This window comes from Neisseria sp. HMSC067G12, assembly GCF_001812725.1.
In the GTDB taxonomy this organism is placed as follows: Bacteria; Pseudomonadota; Gammaproteobacteria; order Burkholderiales; family Neisseriaceae; genus Neisseria; species Neisseria perflava.
This window is the reverse complement of record NZ_KV810196.1, coordinates 1,906-23,251: the sequence shown is the minus strand read 5'-3', so window position 1 is coordinate 23,251 and position 21,346 is coordinate 1,906. Positions and strand designations below refer to the sequence as shown.

20 protein-coding genes are annotated in these 21,346 nt (G+C 52.6%); all 20 read right to left on the bottom strand.

Annotation, left to right across the window (positions count from 1 at the left end):
* Window positions 1–250: 250 nt before the first annotated feature.
* On the bottom strand, window positions 251–481 hold the full coding sequence (locus tag HMPREF2871_RS04025) for a hypothetical protein (RefSeq protein ID WP_049344603.1): 231 nt from the start codon (window positions 479–481) through the stop codon (window positions 251–253).
* Between the two features lie 83 nt (window positions 482–564).
* A complete protein-coding gene (locus HMPREF2871_RS04020) occupies window positions 565–2,430 on the bottom strand; it encodes a hypothetical protein (protein WP_049344601.1) in 1,866 nt (621 codons plus the stop codon).
* 11 nt (window positions 2,431–2,441) lie between these two features.
* A complete protein-coding gene (locus HMPREF2871_RS04015; RefSeq protein ID WP_049344599.1) occupies window positions 2,442–2,819 on the bottom strand; it encodes a hypothetical protein in 378 nt (125 codons plus the stop codon).
* 3 nt (window positions 2,820–2,822) lie between these two features.
* On the bottom strand, window positions 2,823–3,740 hold the full coding sequence (locus HMPREF2871_RS04010) for a hypothetical protein (RefSeq protein WP_049344597.1): 918 nt from the start codon (window positions 3,738–3,740) through the stop codon (window positions 2,823–2,825).
* Between the two features lie 102 nt (window positions 3,741–3,842).
* A complete protein-coding gene (locus HMPREF2871_RS04005; protein WP_049344596.1) occupies window positions 3,843–4,301 on the bottom strand; it encodes a hypothetical protein in 459 nt (152 codons plus the stop codon).
* Window positions 4,302–4,431: 130 nt separating this feature from the next.
* Window positions 4,432–6,117 carry a hypothetical protein gene (locus tag HMPREF2871_RS04000; RefSeq protein WP_049344594.1) on the bottom strand — a complete coding sequence of 562 codons (1,686 nt, stop codon included), beginning with the start codon at window positions 6,115–6,117 and terminating at the stop codon, window positions 4,432–4,434.
* Between the two features lie 8 nt (window positions 6,118–6,125).
* A complete protein-coding gene (locus tag HMPREF2871_RS03995) occupies window positions 6,126–7,961 on the bottom strand; it encodes a hypothetical protein (protein WP_239665353.1) in 1,836 nt (611 codons plus the stop codon).
* 45 nt (window positions 7,962–8,006) lie between these two features.
* Entirely contained in the window at window positions 8,007–8,417 is a 411-nt protein-coding gene (locus HMPREF2871_RS03990) for a hypothetical protein (protein ID WP_049344592.1), read from the bottom strand.
* 104 nt (window positions 8,418–8,521) lie between these two features.
* Window positions 8,522–12,577 carry a phage tail tape measure protein gene (locus HMPREF2871_RS03985; RefSeq protein ID WP_049344590.1) on the bottom strand — a complete coding sequence of 1,352 codons (4,056 nt, stop codon included), beginning with the start codon at window positions 12,575–12,577 and terminating at the stop codon, window positions 8,522–8,524.
* 109 nt (window positions 12,578–12,686) lie between these two features.
* On the bottom strand, window positions 12,687–13,445 hold the full coding sequence (locus HMPREF2871_RS03980) for a phage tail tube protein (protein WP_049344588.1): 759 nt from the start codon (window positions 13,443–13,445) through the stop codon (window positions 12,687–12,689).
* 12 nt (window positions 13,446–13,457) lie between these two features.
* Window positions 13,458–13,922: a phage tail terminator protein gene (locus HMPREF2871_RS03975; RefSeq protein ID WP_049344587.1), complete on the bottom strand. Its 465-nt coding sequence runs from the start codon at window positions 13,920–13,922 to the stop codon at window positions 13,458–13,460.
* Between the two features lies 1 nt (window position 13,923).
* The gene (locus HMPREF2871_RS03970; RefSeq protein ID WP_049344585.1) at window positions 13,924–14,355 is read right to left on the bottom strand and encodes a phage virion morphogenesis protein; all 432 of its coding nucleotides are present in this window, start codon (window positions 14,353–14,355) and stop codon (window positions 13,924–13,926) included.
* A 3-nt stretch (window positions 14,356–14,358) separates the two neighbouring features.
* Complete coding sequence (locus HMPREF2871_RS03965; protein ID WP_049344583.1) at window positions 14,359–14,769, bottom strand: phage protein Gp36 family protein; 411 nt, start codon at window positions 14,767–14,769, stop codon at window positions 14,359–14,361.
* Window positions 14,770–14,826: 57 nt separating this feature from the next.
* The gene (locus HMPREF2871_RS03960; RefSeq protein WP_049344582.1) at window positions 14,827–15,816 is read right to left on the bottom strand and encodes a major capsid protein; all 990 of its coding nucleotides are present in this window, start codon (window positions 15,814–15,816) and stop codon (window positions 14,827–14,829) included.
* Window positions 15,817–15,838: 22 nt separating this feature from the next.
* Window positions 15,839–16,174 (bottom strand): hypothetical protein, encoded by a 336-nt coding sequence (locus HMPREF2871_RS03955; protein WP_049344580.1) that lies wholly within the window; start codon window positions 16,172–16,174, stop codon window positions 15,839–15,841.
* Window positions 16,167–17,117, bottom strand: a complete 951-nt coding sequence (locus tag HMPREF2871_RS03950; RefSeq protein ID WP_049344579.1) for a hypothetical protein — start codon at window positions 17,115–17,117, stop codon at window positions 16,167–16,169. Before HMPREF2871_RS03950 ends, HMPREF2871_RS03955 begins: the two co-directional genes overlap by 8 nt.
* Before the next feature lie 430 nt (window positions 17,118–17,547).
* Complete coding sequence (locus HMPREF2871_RS03945; RefSeq protein ID WP_049344576.1) at window positions 17,548–17,874, bottom strand: hypothetical protein; 327 nt, start codon at window positions 17,872–17,874, stop codon at window positions 17,548–17,550.
* Window positions 17,871–19,169: a phage minor head protein gene (locus HMPREF2871_RS03940; protein WP_049344575.1), complete on the bottom strand. Its 1,299-nt coding sequence runs from the start codon at window positions 19,167–19,169 to the stop codon at window positions 17,871–17,873. Before HMPREF2871_RS03940 ends, HMPREF2871_RS03945 begins: the two co-directional genes overlap by 4 nt.
* Window positions 19,156–20,601, bottom strand: coding sequence for a phage portal protein family protein (locus HMPREF2871_RS03935; RefSeq protein ID WP_049344573.1), 1,446 nt, complete (start codon window positions 20,599–20,601; stop codon window positions 19,156–19,158). The genes HMPREF2871_RS03940 and HMPREF2871_RS03935 overlap by 14 nt, the downstream gene beginning before the upstream one ends.
* Window positions 20,602–20,651: 50 nt before the next feature.
* Window positions 20,652–21,346, bottom strand: a 695-nt coding sequence (gene terL / locus HMPREF2871_RS03930) for a phage terminase large subunit (protein ID WP_168163025.1), incomplete at its 5' end; no start/stop codon positions are given.

Here is a 21,346-nt window from a genome sequence, read left to right as displayed (position 1 = left end):
AGAGACTAAGGCGGCCTTAGAAGTCAATGCAGGCATACTCTGCTTGGCTGGCGTAACAGTGTTGCCGCACTGTTACGTCGCCGTCCCACTTATATTTAAAATCCTCCCCAAGGCCGCCTTATTCAGACGGCCTTTTATTTATATTTGCCTACAAATAGCGTAACTCTTTCGCTTTTGCGATGATACGTTCGGCGCATAATTATTTTATGACGTTATACGAAAGCAACGCCTGGCTGTACTGCACTTATCCTTATACGCCCAGCTCTAAAACAGTCGTATTGGGAGCCTGACCAAGGATACGGTTGCTCAAGACATCATAAAACACGCGCTGATTTAAAGCGGCTTGCCCGCTTAAAACAAGATTGCCGCCGCTTTGCGTTTGCGCCGCCCATGAGCCGCCGCCCAAATCGCCCGTTATTTTGGCAATGCCGCGCTGTTCGCGCTTGAGCAGTGCCGTCAGGTTTTGATACAGATTAGTCATTTTGTTATCCTCAACAAAAATATAAAAGGCCGTCTGAACATGGCTTTCAGACGGCCTTTAAAGCATCTTTAAACCAGCTTTAATCATTCGTCAAAATAGCGGTCTATCGTTACATTTTGAGTAACGACAGGGGCGTCGTTTTCGATTTTGACTTCGACCGACACACCAACCACCACGCCTTGCCAGCTCCCCGTAGGCTCATTGATTTGCCAAATCTCGCCTAAATTCGCCATAGGAACGGCGTATTTATCCGATACCGGCAAAGACACCGTTTCGCGTTTATGAACGCCAGTCTCGCTTAAAGCGGCGATACCGGCGGCAAGCAAGACCGGCTGGTCGGTATAAAGCGTATTGGTCAGCGCGGAGGCACGCGGCTCGCGGTTGCTGCCGTTGCGGTACACATCCGCGCCTTTGCCCTTGTTATGGCTCGGCCAAACATAAACCCCATTGGCACGCTCCGATACATTGCGCTGGCCGCTGATGCTGAAAATCACGCTGACAGGGACACTGACATCGGCAGGCGCATCGGAAACCTCCCAAGAAGCCTTTTTCCATTTAGGCTTAAAGCGGACAACAGGTCGGGCGCGGTCGCTCTCCACAAATCCCCCTGCGGCTTGAGCCAGCTCTTGCAAAACAGCAATCGGCGTTTTATCGGTCAACGAATACACATCTCCCGGAATCAACCAATCAACCATCGTCCAGCCGTCCAAATCCACGCCTGTCGGGCGTAAAACCTCCGTTGCGATTTGTTGCGCATAAATCGGATTGCGGTATGTACCACGGCCTTTAGGCGCATAGTCCGCGCCCAAACGGGCGGTAACACTGCGGCCGGTTACCGTATAGCTCTTTTGCCCGAAGCGGCGGTTGTCGCTGTAATCTTCCGCGATGATGACAAAAGTATCCGCATTGATTTGCACCTCGATTTCGGCTTCCCGGCCTTTCGGTCGGGCATCAGGATTAATCTTGGCGAAATCATCGGGCGAAACCGTCAAACTGCCTTGCCAACAATAACCGGCAGTGTCCGTCGTAAAGGACGCAGAAAACAGCCCAATCGGCTGGCCGTCAACCGTAGCCTTAATAATATTTTGCATGATATATCCGTCTAAAACAGGAGTGCTTACCGTATCAAAACAAGCAAACGGCAGCGGAATATGGCGCGCATCGTGTGCAATCTTTTTGCGGTAAAACCGCAGGTTCAGTCGGTTTGAAGGCGGGCGGATACCGCAAACATAAGTTTCAGGCACAGGCTCCGGCTCAACCGGAATCTCATAATACTCGCAAGGCACAGCCAAAGCAGGAAGGCTTTGCGGATGCGCACATCGTGCCAATACCGCCGCCTCGCGCACATCCGACACCAAACAATCACCAACCGGCGCGTCATCGGAAAACACACTCTCCGAACATGCTGCCAAAGCCTCGCCAAGACCCGCCGACGATTGATCCGCATTACAGCCACTTAAGAACAAATCATCGGGGAAAGCATCATGCAAACAGCCATCCAGACCATCCATTCCGGCCTGTACCGCCTGCATACACCCGGCAACCCAGTCAGACAAGCCGACCGTTTCATGCAGGCAGCTCTCCAATTCAGGCATATCCGAAAAGGCCGTCTGAAAACAAACCGCCTCCCCGATAGCCTCCGCCGTTATCCCCGACACTTGGACAGCCATGTCACCCAAATCATAACGACCGGCCGCGCACACTGCCTGCGTTGACACCGCCTGCTGCACAAAGCCCCACGCCCCTGAAACAGTCGCATAACCATCTGGAGGGCGGTACGGATTAGGCTTGGGCGGCGTATCGGGAATAATCTCGCCGCCATCCTCAATATGGCGTAAAGGCCGTCTGAACGCCAACGGCAAGAGCCTGGACGACGGACGGGAGCCAATCGCCAAACCGAAAGGCAAAGGGATACGCGACGAATCAGCATAAATTTTGTCTTCGGACATTTCAGACGGCCTCAACCGCCGCCGTCACGCTCGACATAAGGCTTAATAAAATCATAAGAAACAGGCTCGTATTGCTTTTTATAATCCGTCGCCACCATCAAATACTCCTCGTCTTCCTTGAGCCGGTCAAAGCGGTAGCTGCCGTCTTCCGCGCTCCAAGTATCGGCGATGCAGTACATATTAGGCCGGACAAACAGATAAATACGGCGCGAAGCCGGCTGACCGCCCACCGTAACAATGCCCGTACCTTCGCCGGCGATATAGCCGTGGCCGCCGTATTTCCAGTGCAGCGATTTGACAGCACGGCTTCGCCCAATGCGATTGACGTTTTTGCCGCGCAGCTTGCCACGTTTAACGGCAAGACGGCTGCGGAAAACATAATTCGGCATGACTTACAGCTCCCAGGCCGTGAGGTTTACCAAAAAAGAGCCCCCGCCAATTGTATTGATATACATAAATCTGTCTTCGCTATCGTCTAAATTGTCGTAAACCGTTCCCATCGAAATAACGTCTCCTGCGGGCATCGTTTCGCCAATTTTCATAAAGCCAGGTAGTAATCCGCGAATGGCATATTCATCACTACCAATTAATTCTTTTAGATAAATATCATCTGCTATGAAACCACCTGTAATAGGATTAGGATAGCTACCATAATTACCATCTACTTTACTTATAAGACTCATAGGATAAGGAGCATCTCCCTTATAATCACGCATCGGCACCACAAAAATAACAACTTCATTGCCACTGCCAAAAACAAAATTTTCATCTACATCTGACGCATATCCAAGCAGGGTATTCGCGGCGTCAGCCACGGCGAGACTGGAGAAATTGCCAAAAATAAAAAACGAGCAATAATCCTGCCATAAAATAATTAAAGTAAATGCGCGCTCATTTCCGACCACAACCCATTGGATCTTATCCCGGTTACTGTCGTCTTTTTTGTAGATGAAATTGTGAAATCCACTGCTGTTGTTAACCTTTTGTTTGACTTTCCCCGCCTTTGCCGATTTCGGCTCCAAAAGACCGCATAAATCAACGTATCTTGCACGGTTTCCATATTTTGAGTCATCCACCCCCAGCCACCACTTTGTCGCCTTCGGGTGCATACTGCGGAAACAGGCTTCTTGCGTCTTTTCAAACGCCATTTCCCAGCCCAGCCCGTCCTTGCGCTTATTGCCCTCGCCATAACCGGTAACCAGGCAGGCTTTTAAAATCGTTTTAATGCTGCCTGCCACCGATTCAACCTGCGGCGCACCCTCGTCATCCCAGCGGTAAACCTTTACCGGCACACGTTGCGTATCAAACATTTCAGACGGCCTTTCTTTTTACTTCAATAATTTAAAACCCCATTAAAACAAAAGCCCCGAAAATCGGGGCTTGGCATAGTTGCACTCAGAGCGATGATTCGCTTATTTTTTATTACAGGCCATCTCAAAAACCTCATTGCCAATACTGTCCTCCTGAAGAACCGCATATTTCTCGCCATCAATATAAACAAATCCTTTGTAACCGACATAACCGCCCATTGAATTTTTGCTATTGACCATGCCGCACACATGCTTTTTCTTATCCTTGCTGACTTGACCTGCAATCAAATCTTTAAATTTCACAGAATCAGGGTCTTTCATCATATTTCTAACAGCCTCTTTTGCACGCTCCAATAATTCGGCCTCTTCCTTTTCTGATTTCAATCGCAGCATCTCTTTTTTCACCTCCTCTTGCCGCTTCGCTTCATTTTCTGCTGCAATCTTTGCTTCATACTCTTTCTTAATCATCTCTTTTTTCTGATTATTCATATAAGCCCGACTAACAGCGGCTGCCATTAATATTGCCACAACCACCATCAGGATTTTCATGCCTTTCCCCATTTTCTCGCTTCCTTTCACTATTTGAATAAAGATTAAAAGGTTAGTTTTACAGATAAAAGGTATAAATGCAAATTAATTAACCATTTTACTTAAAGGCCCTCTGAAAGTGCTATTCAGACGGCCTTATCTTTTATTCGGCCACCGTATTGCCGCGCAAACACGCGGTAAAACCATCGCGGCCGTTTTGCTTGTCCGGCGAAGGCTGGACACTGCGCAAAATCCAAACGGGCAACGGCGTGCCGTAAGTATTGAAGCGGATACAGTTCTGTACCGACCAGCCGCCGCCGAATGCGGCCGCCTTTAGCGTGAAATAAGGCTTGCCGGTTGCCGGATTGGTCGGCGCAAGATCGGTCAAGGTATCGCTTTGAGCGACCAAGCCCAGCCGCTCGCCGTAAAGCTCAAATTGGGTTGCAGTAATGAATTTAATCAGCCAGCGCTCGGTAATCGCGCCGTTGCTGGCCAACTTAATCGGGTAGTCTTTGACATTGGTACGCGCCAAAATAGGTTCCCCGCGTTGCGCGTCACTCCACACATTGTCCCATGCCTGTTGCGAAAACGGCTCGGTAGCGCGCACCAGCAAATCGCCGCCGATCAGGGCGGAAGACACAAATGTATGCTCCTTCGGATAATTGCGCCCAATCGCAAACTGGAGTTTCAGACGGCCTGAAATATCGACGCCGGTCACACGGTTTTCCTCTTCCCATGCACAAACGGCAGTCAGCGGCAGGGTATATTGCGACAAGTCCAACGGCTCGGCAAAGGTAATGCTGCCCGCCTTGAGGTCTGCCGTGTATTTCTCGGCGAGGACGTGTTTGCCCTTACTGTCGACCAAGCAGAGGCGGTCGATATTTTGACGGTTGAGCGTTATTTTTTGAGCGGCGGTAAACGCGCTGCCCAAATCCTGCTTGAGCCGGTTTGAAATCACGATCATATCGCCTTTCCTAAACACGGGGACACGTCCGTCGGCAGGCAGGCGCACGGCATCAATGCCGATAATCGACGAATCCAAAGGCAGGTTGTCTTGTGTCACGGCGTTGTAGCGTAAATCTTCGGGGTAGAAACCCTCATCGCGCTTAATTTCGTAGAAACCTGTCTCGTAGTCGATTTTTCCCGTAATACCGCCGGTAATTTCCCCGGCGGCGTTGCTTCTGCCGACAATTTCGCCATTCCCCGCGTAAACGGTAAAGCTTTCAGGCTTGACCGGTGCGGCAGGTGTGCGGCCTGCATAGCCATAACCCTTGATCTGTGGCTGACGTACGATACCGCCTGTGATTTTAAGATTCAGGAAGGCAATACTACGGTCATTGATAATGACTTTACCGTCAGCAGTCAACGTACCGACTGCATCGCCCGAACCTCCTACTGCATTCCAATTCTTATAAAGCGTACCGCCTCGCTCGACAATCTCTGTCTCGCCGTCATGAAATGACCAGGTATCAAAAACACAGATGCTTCCCTGATCAAAGTCGCTCAAAACATTAAATAACAAGCCGCCGTTCAAGCTGCCACGACGTTTTTTTACTGAAGCTGGATCACTAGTCAGGTAATCTGCATACCAACTGACTATTTTTCCATAACGGTTTATTGTTTTGGCCTCAAGCAATTCTAGGTACTTATATTTTGTACCCAAAATATTTCCTTCGACTATCCGTCTTTCTTGACCGGCAACCTGTAACACCGTTTTAGGTACGATCATTGTCGAACCTACACCACTCACACCCTCGACTTTTCGACCGCCGATTGTGAACTCGCCATTTTTCGCAGGGTTGGCGGACAATACAATTTTAAAGCCGCCTGAACCAGTTTTGATTCCCATTACTTATCCTATCCCAATGCTGCCGCATAACCAGAATAACTGTTTGAAACAGTTGTACTTGTATATTCTTCAAAGCTTCCCAAAGCCGTTAAAGAAACAGTGCGCCAATCCGGTACTGCCGTACCTAGTGTGATATTCCACACCTCTCCTTTTTCCTCTGCGGTCAAGCCAAGACCATCAGCAAGGCCAACTTGAATACGATCAGGCTCATCACAAACATAATCAACTGAAGTAGAGTCAATATAAGCCGGCAATTTAATCGTGCCGTTCAAATAATCCACGTTGCCAGTTGCATCACCTGTTAATTTTCCTGCGCCATCGTCTTGCGCTCTTTTCTTACCGTTATTTTGCCAAGTAAGCACCAGCGTTCCCGGTTTAATTGAATGTCCCAGGGAATAAGTGCACTCCCCGTTTGCCGCTTTGGGCAGATTATTTCCGCCCGTCTTTCCGCCATCAAAAGACGTAAAACCAGAGGAGTCTCCCCATTGGAACACCAAGCGGCTGCCAACATCCGGAAGAGACGGTAGATTAAGCAATACACTGCCTGTTGCAGACGACACCGTACCTACACTTTTACCGGCCTCATCCCGTAATACGCCGTCGCCTGTATCTGTCAAAACATACCAAACTCCCAAAGCCATAAAAGACACTTTTAAACTACCCAAAGCAGGATTAGGTCTAAGCAGAGGGGCAAATGATGTACCGTGATTGGTTTCTTTAATTTCTACCGCAAAAGCATATCGCGCTGATGACGATTTAGCACCCGGAACCGCAGTTACCGTGTAATAACCTGTCGGCAAACCACTCAGACGCCCATGAGCGTAATCGGCATTGACGATATTGTCCCCGCTTTTAAGTTGACCGAAGCCATTGTCTGTGTAGTTCCCAATCTTGATACTGCCGGGTAAAACAGCCGAAGGCAAAGTTAAGGTTCCACTATCGACATGCCCCGCAAAAAGCTGTTTTTCCGGCGCAGCAGCGACCCATGCTTCCCCGGGAACCGGGTATTCATCCGCATAAGGTGTCTCGACTGTCGAAGTCGGTACAAGCTTTTCATAAATGCTTGACACCATCAGCGCGGCATCTCCTGCCGAAAGGCCGTCTGATACAGGTTTTACGCCATAATAAGCCGCGGAATCTGCCACTTGAGTTTCCAAAATTTTAACTTTAGGCGCGGCATACCCCTTAACCGGATAATCGACACCATCAAAATCTCGGGTCAACGGATTGCTGATTTCCATTTTGACTACACGGCGCGGCACTTCTTCGACCTCGCCGTTTGATTTTGGAATCTCGAAAATGCGCACCTCGTCTTCGATGTTGATAATGCGGAAATACTCTGTGATACGGCGCGTCATATTTTCAGTTTTATCCTCATATTGCAGACAATAACGCTCGCCGACCTTCGGCAAAGGAGCCTCTACGCGCTGATACGCCTGCACGAGACGTACACCTGCCAAATGGCGACCCAATAACGTCATGCGGCTCTCCACCGTCGGCACAGAATACGCCTCAATGCGCGGCATAATATCCGCGCGGCTCTCGCCGTAGTTGCGCGCCTTAAATGCCAAGAAAGACACGTTTTCAGAGGTCGGTGGCTCGGTAATGACGAAATGACCGCCGTAAAGCGGCTCGGAGTCGTTACGCAAAACAGCAGGGTACAGCAGACGCGCGTCCAGGCTGCCCATCGTGCGGTCAACGTCCGAGACAGGCGGAAAAATCTCGTTATCCTCGCCCGTCAGCGGCTGGCCGACCATCAAACCGCCGCCGTCAGGCGTATCGGTCATGCGCTGGCTGGGGTAAATCTGCAAATCCTGCTGCGTCAGGCGCGTTGTTTTTTCCATTTTGAAACCTTTTTAAATCCTGTTTAAACCTACTTTCAGACGAAATTAAAACGTCATCAGGCAGAGCTGGGCGGTGTATCGCTCGCTATCCGTTTCCGGCGTTGAGTAATGCACCGGCTCGACATTGTTCAAAGCCGCGTTGTGGGTACGCCAAATGACATTAAATTCGCGGCCGTCGTAATGAGTCAGCGTCATTTCCAACTCGGGGACGTCCGTCCAATCGCGCAACGTACGCAAGATACTCAAATCAAGCCACACCCAATCGCCCGACAGCGTAATCGGACGACCGTTAGCCTTAATGCCTTGTTGGATGACCAATCCGCCCGACAAGGTGCGCTGCGGAGCGGCCTGAGCTACCTTGCTCCATTCAAATTCATCGTCCCAGCGCATATCCTGCGGCAGATGTACAGCCACGCCGTTGTCTTTTCGCTTCAGTGTCCATTCTTGATTTGCCATTTCAGACGGCCTTTGCGTATTTTTCTCAAAACCCTATTAAAACAAAAGCCCCGAATATCGGGGCTTGGCATGGTTGCATTCAGATGGGTACAACCCCTCTGAAACTATGTTGCGCGTTTCAGGGATGCGTGCAAACTGTCCATAAAACCGTTAACAGCTTTTTCGGCAACCGCCTGGTCGCGTTGCGCCAAAATTTGGTTAAGCTTTTCCGGGTCGATATTAACCTGCGTATTGCCGATTTGTTGCAACCGTTGGGCGGCATTGCTGCTGCCCTGCGAACCTTGGTTGCGGACTCGCTCTTGCGCGGCAGATTCGGCGCGTTTGTTGCGTTGGCGGTCGTAGATTTGCTGCGTCAACTCAATTTGACGCTGATATTCGCGTGCAACGTCGGTTTGTTTGAGGCGGTTGGCGTTATCGAGTTTTTGCTTCAGCTCGCGGATTTTTCTTTCTTGCTGTAAAGAATAAACCGCCTCCGTATTGCCATTAAGCTCGGCAAGCTCGGCCTCAAGCGCGCGGGTTGCATCATGCGCTTCTTGGCGCAGGGCATTCAGCCGGCGTTGGGCATCGGATATCGCATTGCGAAATTTGGTCAGCTCAGTGTTACCCAACTTGTCGGCAGCGCGAGAAGCTGCACTGGCCGCATCATTCAGGACATCTTGAGTAAGTGCACCCTTGGCCGCCGCTTCGTTCAGCCGTTGCATGGCGGCGTTTGCGCCATACAGCTGCTGCGTATAGTCCTTCATTTGTGCGGCTCGGAATGTGGCCTCCATGCCCAGCTTAATGCCGGAGAACTTCCGATTCATCAAATCCAGCTGCTCATTATTTAGCTTGTAAAATCCTGCCGTTTGCGTCAGGCGGTAGCCGTAGTCGCTAAACGATTTAGATGCATTTGCCGCCGCTTTGGCTGCATTGTCTGCCTCCGCTGCCGCTTCTTTGTTGGCTGTCGCCACTTTTCTGACCGATTGGGCATGGTTTTCCGCCGCTTGCGAGCCTTTGTCATGCGCGGCTTTCGCGGCTTCGCCTGTTTTAGCGGCAGTATCGTTCAGCCCTTGATAAGCGGCTTTGGCTTTTTCCGCACCGCCCGACGCCGCGTCGCCCAACCGGGCAAGCTGCTCCTGCGTCAACAGTGCCGCGTCGCCGCTGGCTTTGAGCTGGTGTTGAAACTCGGCAAATTCCTCTTTGCTTTTAAGTTTGCCCATCATAGCCTCAAAGGCTGCCTGTATCAGCTTGGCATCTTTTTGGCCGGCCGCCGCCGCTTCTGTCGAGGCCGTCTGAAAATCAGCAAATGCCTGCCGCGCATCACTGCTGATTCCCGTCATCACGGCCTTGCTGTCCACGCCGAGTTTGGCGAAGGCGTCGGCAACCTTGTCAGTCGACTCCCTTGCCGTATCTCCGATTTTCTTAATTTCTTCGGCCGTCAGCCCGGATTGCTTGCCTACCTTTTCCAATTCGGCCAAAAGAGCATCGGTTGATTCTTTGCTGTCCATCTGCTTGAGCGCGGCTTGAAACACTCGGCCCATCTGCTCGGCATCATTACCAAACTGAGAGGCAACACGCGAAAAATTGGCAATACCTTCCGCCGCCTTTTTGCTCATGCCGGTGGTTACTTCTTCCGCCGTCAAACCCAAAGCCTCAAGGGCTTTTTGTGCTGCGGCAAGCTCGCCTGTATCTGCGCTGATTTTGACGTTTTTTTTGTCAAGTTCGGCTTTCAGTTCGGCGGTTTTGGTACGCACGTTTTCCAGCTTGATTGCCAATTCGCTGTAAAAGTCGCTGGTTTCACGACCGTCGGCACGCAAGGCGGCCATACTGTGTTCCAACGCTGACAACTCTGTTGCAGACGCACGATATTCGGCTTGCAGGGCTTTGACGGCGGCTGCCTCTTCTTCGGCAGCTTTTTTCTTGGCGGCGGCGGCTTTTTCGGCAGCTTCCTGGGCTTTTTTATCCGCTATCTCCAACTCACGCTTAATTTGGGCTTCGGTTTTAAAAAACTCGTGATACTTGTCGAGACCGCCGGTGGTAAACAGGCTATCCAAAATAGCAGGAATACGGGCGAGGTTATCGCCGAAAATTTTTGCTAAATCCGTGTTTTCGCGCAGCCAGCCGCCCACACCACGGCCGACCTCAAAAGCCGCAAACAGTAATCCGGCATTGGATGCCGCCGTCTTGAGATTTTGAGCCAACGCTCCTGCAGCCGCCGCACCATTGCCGAAACCGTTACCGGCAGCAGCGGATTTGAGTGCGATGCCCAGCTCTCGTGCAGCGACAGTGGTCGACAGGATGGATGCTTTGGTTGCTTCAATTCCGACACGCTGGGTCGCAAATGATGCTGATACCGCACCACCAGTCAGGCGGACAGCCGCCTCATAAGCCTTGACTGCAACTGCGCCTGCTGCAAACAGCGTGGCAAGTTGCGTCAAACCTGGAAACTCTTCGGTAATCGCTCCGATTGCGCTTGCCACACTGCCGGCCGTACTCGCCAATAGAGACACCAAAGGCAGCAGCTTTTCGCCGACCTCGATGGCAACGTTGATGATTTCCTGCTTGGCTTTGTTGATTTGCGCCTCGCTGGTGGACATGGCGTTTGCCACCTCTTTTTGCATCGCGCCAACGACTTGCCCCTTGTCAGCGACCAAACCTAAAGCCTTTTCGTATTCGCCCAGCGAGCCGACCAAGAGGGCAATGTCGTCGCTGTATTCCGTGCCGAAGAGTTGCGAGAGCATTAGGGCGCGGCTTTGTTTGTCCAAGCCTTCGAGTTTGTGCAAGAATTCCGTTAAAGCCTGCTGCGGATTGGCGGCGATATTGGCTGCCATCTCGTCGGCAGACGTACCGATGCCTTCCAAGGCCGCCTGAAATCCTTTGCCCTGGCTTTGCGCGGTTTGCAATTTTTGCAGCATAGCATTGATGGCGGTCGCCGCCACTTCGGGCGGTTTGCCCAAGGCGATAAATGCGTCGGCAAGCGCGGCAGCTTCGTCGGCGGCCAGTCCGAACTGCTTGGCCGTACCGCCGATACGCGCCATTGCGGCGACAATGTCTTTTTCTCGTGCGGCGGTATTGTTGCCCAAAACGTTGATGGCATCGCCGAGCTTTTCCACTTCGCCGATTGGGAGTTGGAACACGTTGGCAATCGTCGCGGCGGCATTGCCTGCCTCTTCAGCGGTCATGCCGAAGGCAACCGACATCTTGGACGCGATGGCGGTAAATTCCGACAACTTCTCAATCGGGATGCCGAGCTGTCCGCCCGCTGCGGCAAGATCCGCCATTTCGGCGGCGGAAATGCCCAATTCCGCGCCCATTTTCTTCAGCTCGTCTGAAAGTTGGGCGTACTGCTCGTCCGTGCCTTCGGCGACTTTTTTCACGCCCGCCATAGCGGTTTCGAACTTCATTGCCTCGCGGGTGGCAAACGCCAAGCCGCCCGCACCGCCGACCAAGCCCTGAATCTCCGAAGCAACCTCGGCAATAGACGGCTTCACACCTTTCAGGCTGGCTTCAAGTTCGCGCACCTTGCCTTCCTGCAACTGCGCCGCCCGGGCTAATTCTTCATGCGAGAGTGTGCCGCTGTTTTTAAGCAATTCGTAGGCGTCTTTGGTCTTTTGGATTTCCTGCCGTGCTTTGTCGTCGGTATCGATGCCAAGCTGGATTTTTGCATCAGCAATGGCTTTTAGGGTTTGCGCTTCGGCGGTCAGGCGGTCTAGCTGCGCTGTTGCGGCGGCAGATTCGGACGACAGGCGCGCCTCTTCGGCGGCAAGATTTTTGACGGACACGCCCGACACCGACATCGCATCGCGGGCGGCATACAGCTTGCCCGTTAGCTCGGTTTCGCTTTTTGCCAGGCGTTCGGATTCGGCACGCAGTTTTGCCAAATCGGCCTGCTGTTGCTGCGTACCGCCGCCGCGCATGGATTTCTCCAACGTCGCGGTCAGCTCGTCCAGTGCACGCATTTCTTTAGCGGTATTGTCCAATTCCGCCGACAACGCCTTATATTCTGCAATTGCCGCCTGTTGCGCTTGTGCTTTAGCCAGCGTTGCGCCCAGCTCTTTCGCTTCGGTGGTCAGCTTGCCCGTATCTATGCCCGCCGCCTCGATGGACTGCGCCAGCGCGTCGATATTTTCAACGCCGGACACGCCTGCCTTAATCTCTAAACCTGCCTGAATATTCGCCATGATTTAATCCTGTTTTAAAACCCGTTTAAAAAAGGCCGTCTGAAACCTGCCGCCGCTGCGCCTACACGCAGAAGCCAGTTTCAGACGGCCTTTGTTTATTACCGAATCTTTAGTTGTTGTACGACGTGAAGGAATAGGTCGAGGTCTCGCCCGAAGCCAATACCGCCGTGCCTTTAAATTCGGCTTCGTTGAAGTCGTCGCCGAACCAGTCGATACTGCCGTCCGCCGCCAGTACGGCATGGGGGATATGCAGGATGCCGGTCTCGCCGGTAACGCGGTTGCGGCCGTCGACGTAGATTTCCAAGTCCAATTTAGACAAGGTCGCGGCAGAGACTTTATAGCCGCCGGAATCGCGGGTTTTGTAGTCGACGGTGATGTTTTCGCCGTCGTTGACAGTATCTGCGACCGGCAGGATGGTAATCATGCCCAAGGTGGCATTGATGTCCAAATGCTTGGCATCGACATTGGCGTTTGACTTGTTTTTGACTTTGACGGTAGCCGGATCGATATTGCCGTTTGCCAGCTTGTACGCCATGCCTTTTTTGCCGATGGTCACGGTCTCGCCGGTAACGGTCTGCGCCGTAGCCGCGATGACGGCGGCTTCGCCCATCAGGGCAAGCGCGAGGTTGTCTTTGTCGAAGGTGTCGAGTTTCAGGCCGATTTCGGTGGGCTTGACGGTTTTCAGGCTGTCAAGTGCGCTGCCGTAAGTGCCTTTTTGCTTGGATACGCGCTCTTTGGTTTCCACGCTGGTTTGCGTGGTCAGGGCAGTGGTATTGCCGATTTCGATAAAGCCAGAGCCTTTTTGATTGAGGTTGCGCACCTTAACGTCGCCCTCAAAGATTAAGCCGTGGTCGTTTTGTTTTGCCATGTGGCAGCTCCTTTAGTTTGCCGCCTGCACGGTGTCGCAGGCGAATGAAATAGGGTAAAAGGCAAAGCCGTCGTTGTATTCGATGGATGGCGAGGCGATGCGGCGGAAGGGGGTAACGGCATATTCGTCGCCCGCATCCCAGCCTGAAAACGCCTGTTGGATTGCCGTCAGGGTCTCGCCGACCTCGTACAGCGTGGATTTGCCGTTGGCGGTGTAGCTTCGCGCGAGGGCGAAGGTAAAGTGCAGCGTCGATTTGAGGAATTTGCCGTTTTTCGCTTCGTCGGCAAAGGTTGAGCCGCCGTAAACGACATAGACCGCGCCGTCCAGCGGGGCGGCTTTGCGTTTCGCCGTGCCTTGGGCGAGCAGCTCGGCAAGTTCGCCGATCTCCTTGACCGCCTTAATGCCTTTGACGGTTTTCAGACGGCCTAGGATTTCGGGATAGACCGCCAATAAGTTTTCATGCTGTTTTAAAGCCATATCAGACAATCAATCCTTCCAGCCAATCGGACATCAATTCGTCGATGTCCTGATAATCTTGCGAAGACAAGCCCAAAAACGGACGCGCCGGCATGGTTTTCGTGCCTTCCTGCACATAAACCGAGTAGCCCATTACCGAGCCGGTAATCACGCTTTTTGCCGATGCCTCGTGCGTAATGCTTGCCAAGAGGTTGCCGTGGTCCACCAAAATCCCGCCGCGTCCGTTTTTGGCTTGTGCCGTAGCGGGGGATACGTCCGCCCAGCGTTTGCCGTCGGGCGCGGTTTTGGTTTCGGCGATACGGCGGCGGGTCGAAAATTCGAGGATGCCGCCGATAGCGCGCAAAGGCTCTTCAAGGCTGCCGTTCAACCTGCCCGACAGGCGGTTCAGGCTTTGGGCGATACGCGATAAGTCGTGTGATACCGTAATCCGCATCGCTTACTCCTTCAGCCATTCCCGCAAATCGGGTTCGGCATTGACATAAACGGCACACGTTGACGGTCTGCGGTCATCCGATACGCGGCTATCGTCCAGCATATTCGGATTTTTGACGACCATCTTCAGCCAGGCGATTGCCGACTGATAACGCTCCTCCACAATGCCTGTTACCGCATCGTCGTAGAGGTAGTAGCGGGCAATGTCGCAGACTTTGATTTTCAAAACCTGCGGCGCGGTGTCGTTGGTAAAAAACAGTTTCGCCGCCCGAAGGTAGCTTGCCGCTTCTTCTTCCGCATCGGCAATTGCCGCCGCCATCACCGCTTCGTCTATTGTCTCGTAGTTCTCATGATTCGACCGTTCCGCCATTTCCTGCTCGCCGAAGCGGGTAATCATGTCTTGGATGGTAATCATGCCGTCCTCCGTTTTCAGACGGCCTTTTTGTTGCCTTAAAGGCCGTCTGAAATCCGTTTAAGACATGGTCAGCGTTGCCAACAACTCGGGGCGCAGTGCAATCGGCAATGGATTGGACTGCATATGCAGGCTCCAGCCTTTGTCATGCTGCAATTTCTCGCGGCTGGCGTAATACGGCAGGGCGCGAGTGTTGACGGTCGCGGACATATCGGCGGGCGCGAAATACTCTTTGTAGAGATTACGGCCGACCGGCAGCAGAATGGCTTTGTCCGCACCGATGTCGGCGTCGCTGCCGAAGTGGTTGGCGTATTCGATAAAGCGGATGCCTTTGTGGATAAATTCGGTCGGATTGAGCGTATCGCCCTCGCGGTAGGCGCGTGCCTCATCGTAGCGTTTGTACACTTCGAAGATGGACTTATGCTCTTTGAGCGCACTTAAAAACTCCATGCCGCAATAGACAACCCAGCCGCGCACTTGCGCACCGTTGAATTTTTGGCGTTGTTCGGACAAGAGTTTGTCCAATACCGCGCCGACTTTGGTCGTGTCTTTCGACAATTCGATGTTTTGCGTTTTGCGTGTAACGCCGAAATCGGTGTTAATGTCCAAAATCACGCTGCCGTCCGCATCCAAAATCTTGCCTTGCAACGCGCCGAGCATCAGATGCTCGCGTGTGTATTCGAGGTCGGATTTGCCACCGGCCAGCTTTTCGTTGACCTTGTCCATGACGGTTGCGGCTTGGGTCGTGCCGAAAGCACGCAGGTTTTGTACATCGTCCGCGCGGATAACGTCGTTAACCGGCAGGTGTGGGATTTTGACGGTGTGAATTTTGCGTTTCGGGCTATCCACTGCCTGACCGGCCGTGCCGCGCTCTTTGCTGGCAACCAAGCTGACTTTGCCGTCTTGGAACTCAATGTCGGCATAAGTGGTGGTCAGGTATTCGGGTTCGAAAATACCCAGCTCGCGGATTTGGCTTGCGCCCGGGTCGATTTTGTTGACGGCAGTGGTCAAAGCCTGCACGCCAAACTTGCTGTTATCGGATAAAGGCATATTTTTTCCTTATTTCAAATAATTAAACGTCAGATGCACCGAATTTCGGTAGGTTGACGTAAACAATCCCATACGCGTCGCCTTCTTTTTTCATATCCGCGTCGGACCCGAATGCTGCCTTAGCTTGGATAAGAATATCCTTACACTCGATGATGCAATTGAAAGGTTGAACAATAACTTTCCCATCAGCCTCATCTGTTAAAGCAACAAGTTTTTTCTTGCGTAGCGGATACGTCACAAAACTACCCGCTTTAGTACCGGCATCCGCAGCAACAGCCACACGCGTCAACGGCGTTGCTTCGTATTTCAAAAAATCGGAGACAACAGGGCCGAGGATTTCGGTTTTGGCTTTAGACATAAGCGCCTCCCAATAAGCCTTTGTGGCTGGCTACGGAAAACTTGCCCTCCGCCTCGCCGGTGTGTTCGGATTCGCCTTTGCCTGCGCCTTCGCTCAACAGCGCGGCCGGTACGGCAGACGGGGCGGCTTTCGGCGTCAAATCGGCAATCATGGCTTCCGCCGCTTCGATATCGGCAGACAAAAGTACGGTCATGGTTGCGTCGGACAAGCCTTCAAACTTGCCGTCTTCGCCTTCCTTGAAGCCGGCGGCGGACAATTTCGCCTTGACTTGGTTTTTCTTGGCAGCCGCTTCGGCTTCTTTCAGCTTTTTCTCGGCTTCGGCTTTTTCAGCCTTGAGCGTATCGACTTCCGCTTTCAGGTTGTCAAACGCTTGCTTTTCTTCGGGTGTCATAGATAACTCCAAAGGTTGTTTAAAAATATCCGGCAAGGGGCTGCCGTCCGACAACACCACCGCTTCCGTCTCGCCATCTACGCCGACGGCGGTAAACGATACTTCGCGTATCGCACAACGACGCAGGATGACGGCCGGCCCGGTTACCTCGTTGCCGTTGACGGACAATACTGCGCCCGCCGCCAGCTCCTCGTAGGATTCCGCCTGCGCGTAAACCGACATTTCCCACGGAAAACCTTGGTCGGCGGCTTCGGCAATCTGCGTGCCAAACTCGTTGGACAACAGACTGCCTTCCGCAATCAGGCCATCCGCCGTTACAGACAGGCTGCACACGCCCGCCATCTTGACGGGGGAATGTTCCAACAAGACGGGGACGGACGCTTTGTGCGACAGCTGGGCCAAATCGACGACTGTCTGATAACCGCCGTAGCCGAACGGCTTGCCCGAATTGGCAACGCCTTTAAAAGTACGCACCTTGTCGGCACCGGTCGCCAGGGCAACCGGCAGCGCGGCGGACAATTTGATTTTGAGGGGGGTGTTGTTCGTATCCATTGCTCCATTTTGCCTTGCCAAGTTCAAAAAGACGGACGGCAGGATTTCACTTCCCAATCCAAATGCAAAAGCCGCCCAAAACCCGAATATCAGGTTTCAGACGACCTTTGAAAATCCTCATGCGTAAAATATGAAAATACCCACTTTAAAACCGCTTTAGAATCGCGTTAGATTGATTTTCGAGATTCTGACGGGGGTTTGTCTATCTTCGGCATCCGACCCGCCTAAAATCGCAAATTTGGGGCATATCCAAAAACGCAGACGGCAGCGGTTTAAAAAAACGTTTTCAGGGGGCTTTTAGGGCTGCGTCAGATTGCATTTAAACTCTCGGACATATCTTTGCCTATCCTGACCGATAAAACGCGCTTAAACGTGGAATTTGAGCGTTTATGAAAAAGGCCGTCTGAATCGGTTTCAGACGGCCTTCGGGTTATACAGGTTTAAATCTCGGATCGGCTTCCAGGGCGGTTTTTAAAGCCGCTTTAAACGGCTTCACGGATTCCAGCCGGTCGGCACCCTGCATAATGAGATTATAAATAGCACGATAATATTTTTCCGGCGCGGCATGGATAGAAAAAACTTCCCAATTACTGTATTCAAATTCTTCCGCATATTCCGGCGCAATTTCATACATGGCAGGGGTCATATAAGCGAACAAATCCGCACACGCTCCTTTGTTCATCTCCACTTCGGCCCAATGGTATACATCATCATCCTGTTTGATTGCACGGATTGTCATTCCGCTAGGCGTACTCATTTTGATTCCTTCACTAAAATTCTGATTTTATTCCTTTGTACTTCGGGTAATGATAGCACATACTGAAGCACCCGATGTCGATTCGTCAGATTTAACGCCGAAAAATCAAGCGGTACAATATCAGCTTTCTGCAAATGCTCTTGGATGGTTTTCATCTGTCCGCTCCAGATTTCGTCCGTTTTCTGAAAATAATGATTCATCTTTTCAAGCTTAAACGGCTCTGTAACATACATGAAATCCAAACGCAGCCACTTTTCTTTCGGCAGATTCGGATCGGAAATCAAATAATCTGCAGGTTTCCTGCCATCCGTTTCACCCAAATCAAACACCTCCAGCCTGTCTCCGGTTGCCTGCTGCCAAGCTGCCGCGGCTTCGGCTTCATAAACAGAAATATTGTTGCCGCCTGATGCTTTTGCCGCCAACCGTTTTACTTCCTTCTCCGACACCTTATCCGACAAAGCCAACACCGCTACTTTATCAGACGGCACGCTGTACCGCTTGTCCAGCCACGCTTCGCGCTCGGCAATCATGGCGGCCAGTGCCTCTTCGCCGTTTCGCTCGCCAAACAGCGCGTCCATTGCGCCCAATCGGTCGCCGTGATTGTGTGCAAAGCTCGGCGTGATGTCGTCGGGAATCAATACCGTTTGACCTGTGCGCGGATTGGTAAACTCGACCATATCCACATCAGGCTCGCCGCTGATGCCCTCGCGTTCCGCCTGCCGACGGGTCAGCGCGGAAACCGAGCATTTGCAGCCATAGCCGTTGGGCGGGAAGATGACTTTCCAGATGTCGTGTTCGACGGGCAAAATCAGCCCGTAGTAGCGTTTATGGCTGTCGCGCGGATGCCCGGCGGCGGAATGGTTGTAGCGCAAATACGGCAGGGCTTTTTTGTTTGCCTGTATCCGTTGCCACTGCCCCGCCGCAAAGGCGGTTTGCATATTGGTATTAAAGATGGTTTTCAGACGACGTGTACTGCCAAGCTGTACCAATTTCGGTTCGCCGTCCAGCGGGTCGGTCATTACTTGCTCGCCCCACCAGCCTTTCGCCATCAAATACGGTTTTAAACGCTTTTTAAAATCGGCGAATGCCGTGCCGTTTTGCTGCGCGGATTCGATGGCATCTTTGACTTCGGCGAGCATATCCGCGTCCATCATCTTGGCGACGGTAAACGCGAGGCTGTGCTGATACAGCCATACGTCGTAATGCGAAAACCCGGGCAGGATTTTCTTAGCCTTGAAATGCTCGAAAGCGGATTTATCGACCAGCCCCGCGAAGTTGTATTCAATCCCGTCCATCGCCTGCTCCGTCAACCCAAGCCGAAAGGCCGTCTGAAACCAAACGCTGGATCAAGAGATTGTCGCCCTTGCTCAAATCAAGTTCGGACAGCTTCGCCTCAAATTCGGCGTAGTCTTTGCAGCTTTCCAGTAAACCCAACACCGCCTCCATTTTCGGTCGGGCGATTGCCTGCTCCGCCGTATCGGGCGCATTATGGGCAAGGCCGTCAGACAGGCGCAGGCTGAATTTGGCGGGCGCAGGGTTTTCAGACGACGCTTTCGGGTCGCGCAGCTCGAAATGTTCCGGCTCAAAGCCCAAGATGTCGCGATAGTAGGTTTCGGTCAACACGAGCTGCCCCGTATCCATATACATCTTGTCGCGTTCGGCTCGGGTTTTATCAACCTTGATTTCGTCTTCAAACTCAAACCATACGCCTTTGGGCGCATTAATCGGCTTGCCGTAGGCGTTGTTGACCATCACAAGCGCGTCGATAAAGTGCTGTGCAGCGCGGGAGAGCAGAGCGAGATACGCGCCGATACGCTCGTCGCGGTTGTTTTCTTCGGTTTCCTGACTGGCGCGGCTGGCGGTCTCAAGGTCGCTGGTTTTGACCTTGCCCAACAGCGTTTTTTGGATGCGCACATTGGCGAGGTTTTCCAATCGGCGGAATGCCTGACCGTCCGCGCTGTTTTGCAGCATCATCACATCGTCTTCGCGTTCGATGCTCAATGCGCCGCCGCTCACAAAACGGTAAAAACGGCTCATGAAACTGTCGTGGTCGTCGTTGCTGTTGGCTTGGATTTTGGCAATCAAATACGGCTGGGCGTAGCGCGTGATGAATTGTGCCGCATAAATAAAGCCTTTTTTACGCAACGCAACCGGCGCATACAGCCGCGCCGCCGCCATTTCGCCCGCAGGATTGGTTGAAGTGGCGCGGTGGGTAATAAAGAGATACAGCACGTCCGTATTGCAGGCTTCCTCACCGCCGCTGCCGCGATACACCAGCGAACCGTCGCGGTAGGGAACGTATTTCGCCAATTCGCCGCTTTTGTTGCTGATATGCTTAATCGTCAAAAAGCCGTCGGGTTCGGGCTGATAAACGTACCGACCGACACCATAGCCGCCCAGACGCGCCGTCAGGACGATTTCGGCAAGCGCGGGCAGGTGGCGTTTAAGCGTTTTCCATAGACGGTCTTTGTCTTCGTCGCTCAAGTCCTCGCCATAAATGCGCCACGCCTTGTTCTGCATGGCGGAATGCAAATCCTCCAAACAGGCAGCCACCTCATCGTCGCCCGACACCGCATCCAACGCCTGCTGTCTGTCCACGCCGAGACGCGAAAGCAGCGCGTCCGTGCCCTCCATATTGGAAAACAGGCTTTCCAGCGCATCTTCGGTCGCGCTCGTCAATGTCTTGATGGCGGTTTTCCGCGTTGCGCTTTTAATCAATCCGAACATATTTCTTACTCCGAAAGGCCGTCTGAAAACGGTTTCAGACGACCTTAAAATCACATTTCCAACATCGGCGCAGGTAAATCAATCGCACGTGCTCTGTTTGACACATTGCCCGTTGTTGCCGCCATCCACAGCATATGAAGCGCATCGGGTCCATCGTCGTGGTCGGCTTTTGGGAAGTGGCGCAACTGGCTGATTAAGGTCTTTTGGTCGGGTTTGAGCAAAATCAACCCGTTTGCCATGTGTGGCTGCAAAGTCTCAATCCGCAACATCTTGTCCGATGACGGCTTGATACCGCGCACGGGGATATGCACACCCGACCGCGCCCCGCGCTTAATCAGCTCATCCTTGAGAAACTCTTGGAATTGCACCGTCTCCACCACCCACAAAACAGGCTTGACCCGCGCCTCTTTTTGGATGCGGATCACGTCCTCAATAATCAAATCGGGCAGGCGTTTTTTTACTTGGGCAACGGTTACGAACAGACGGCCTGTTGATTTCTGATAACCGCCGACCAAAATCGCCGACGGGTCGCGCCCCGCGCCCGCTTTACCCAATGACGGGTCGAGTGCGCCGTAGTACACCAAATCGTCCGGCAACTCCGACCAGTATTTGATGTTTTCGGCAAACGGCGCATCTTCGCCACTGACCGGGTCGTTTTGATACTCGCTGTCAAATGTCGCATGACCGTCGCGGGCGCGGATTTTCATCAGCGCCAACACGCCGCGAGCCGCCCAGCTTGTTTGCG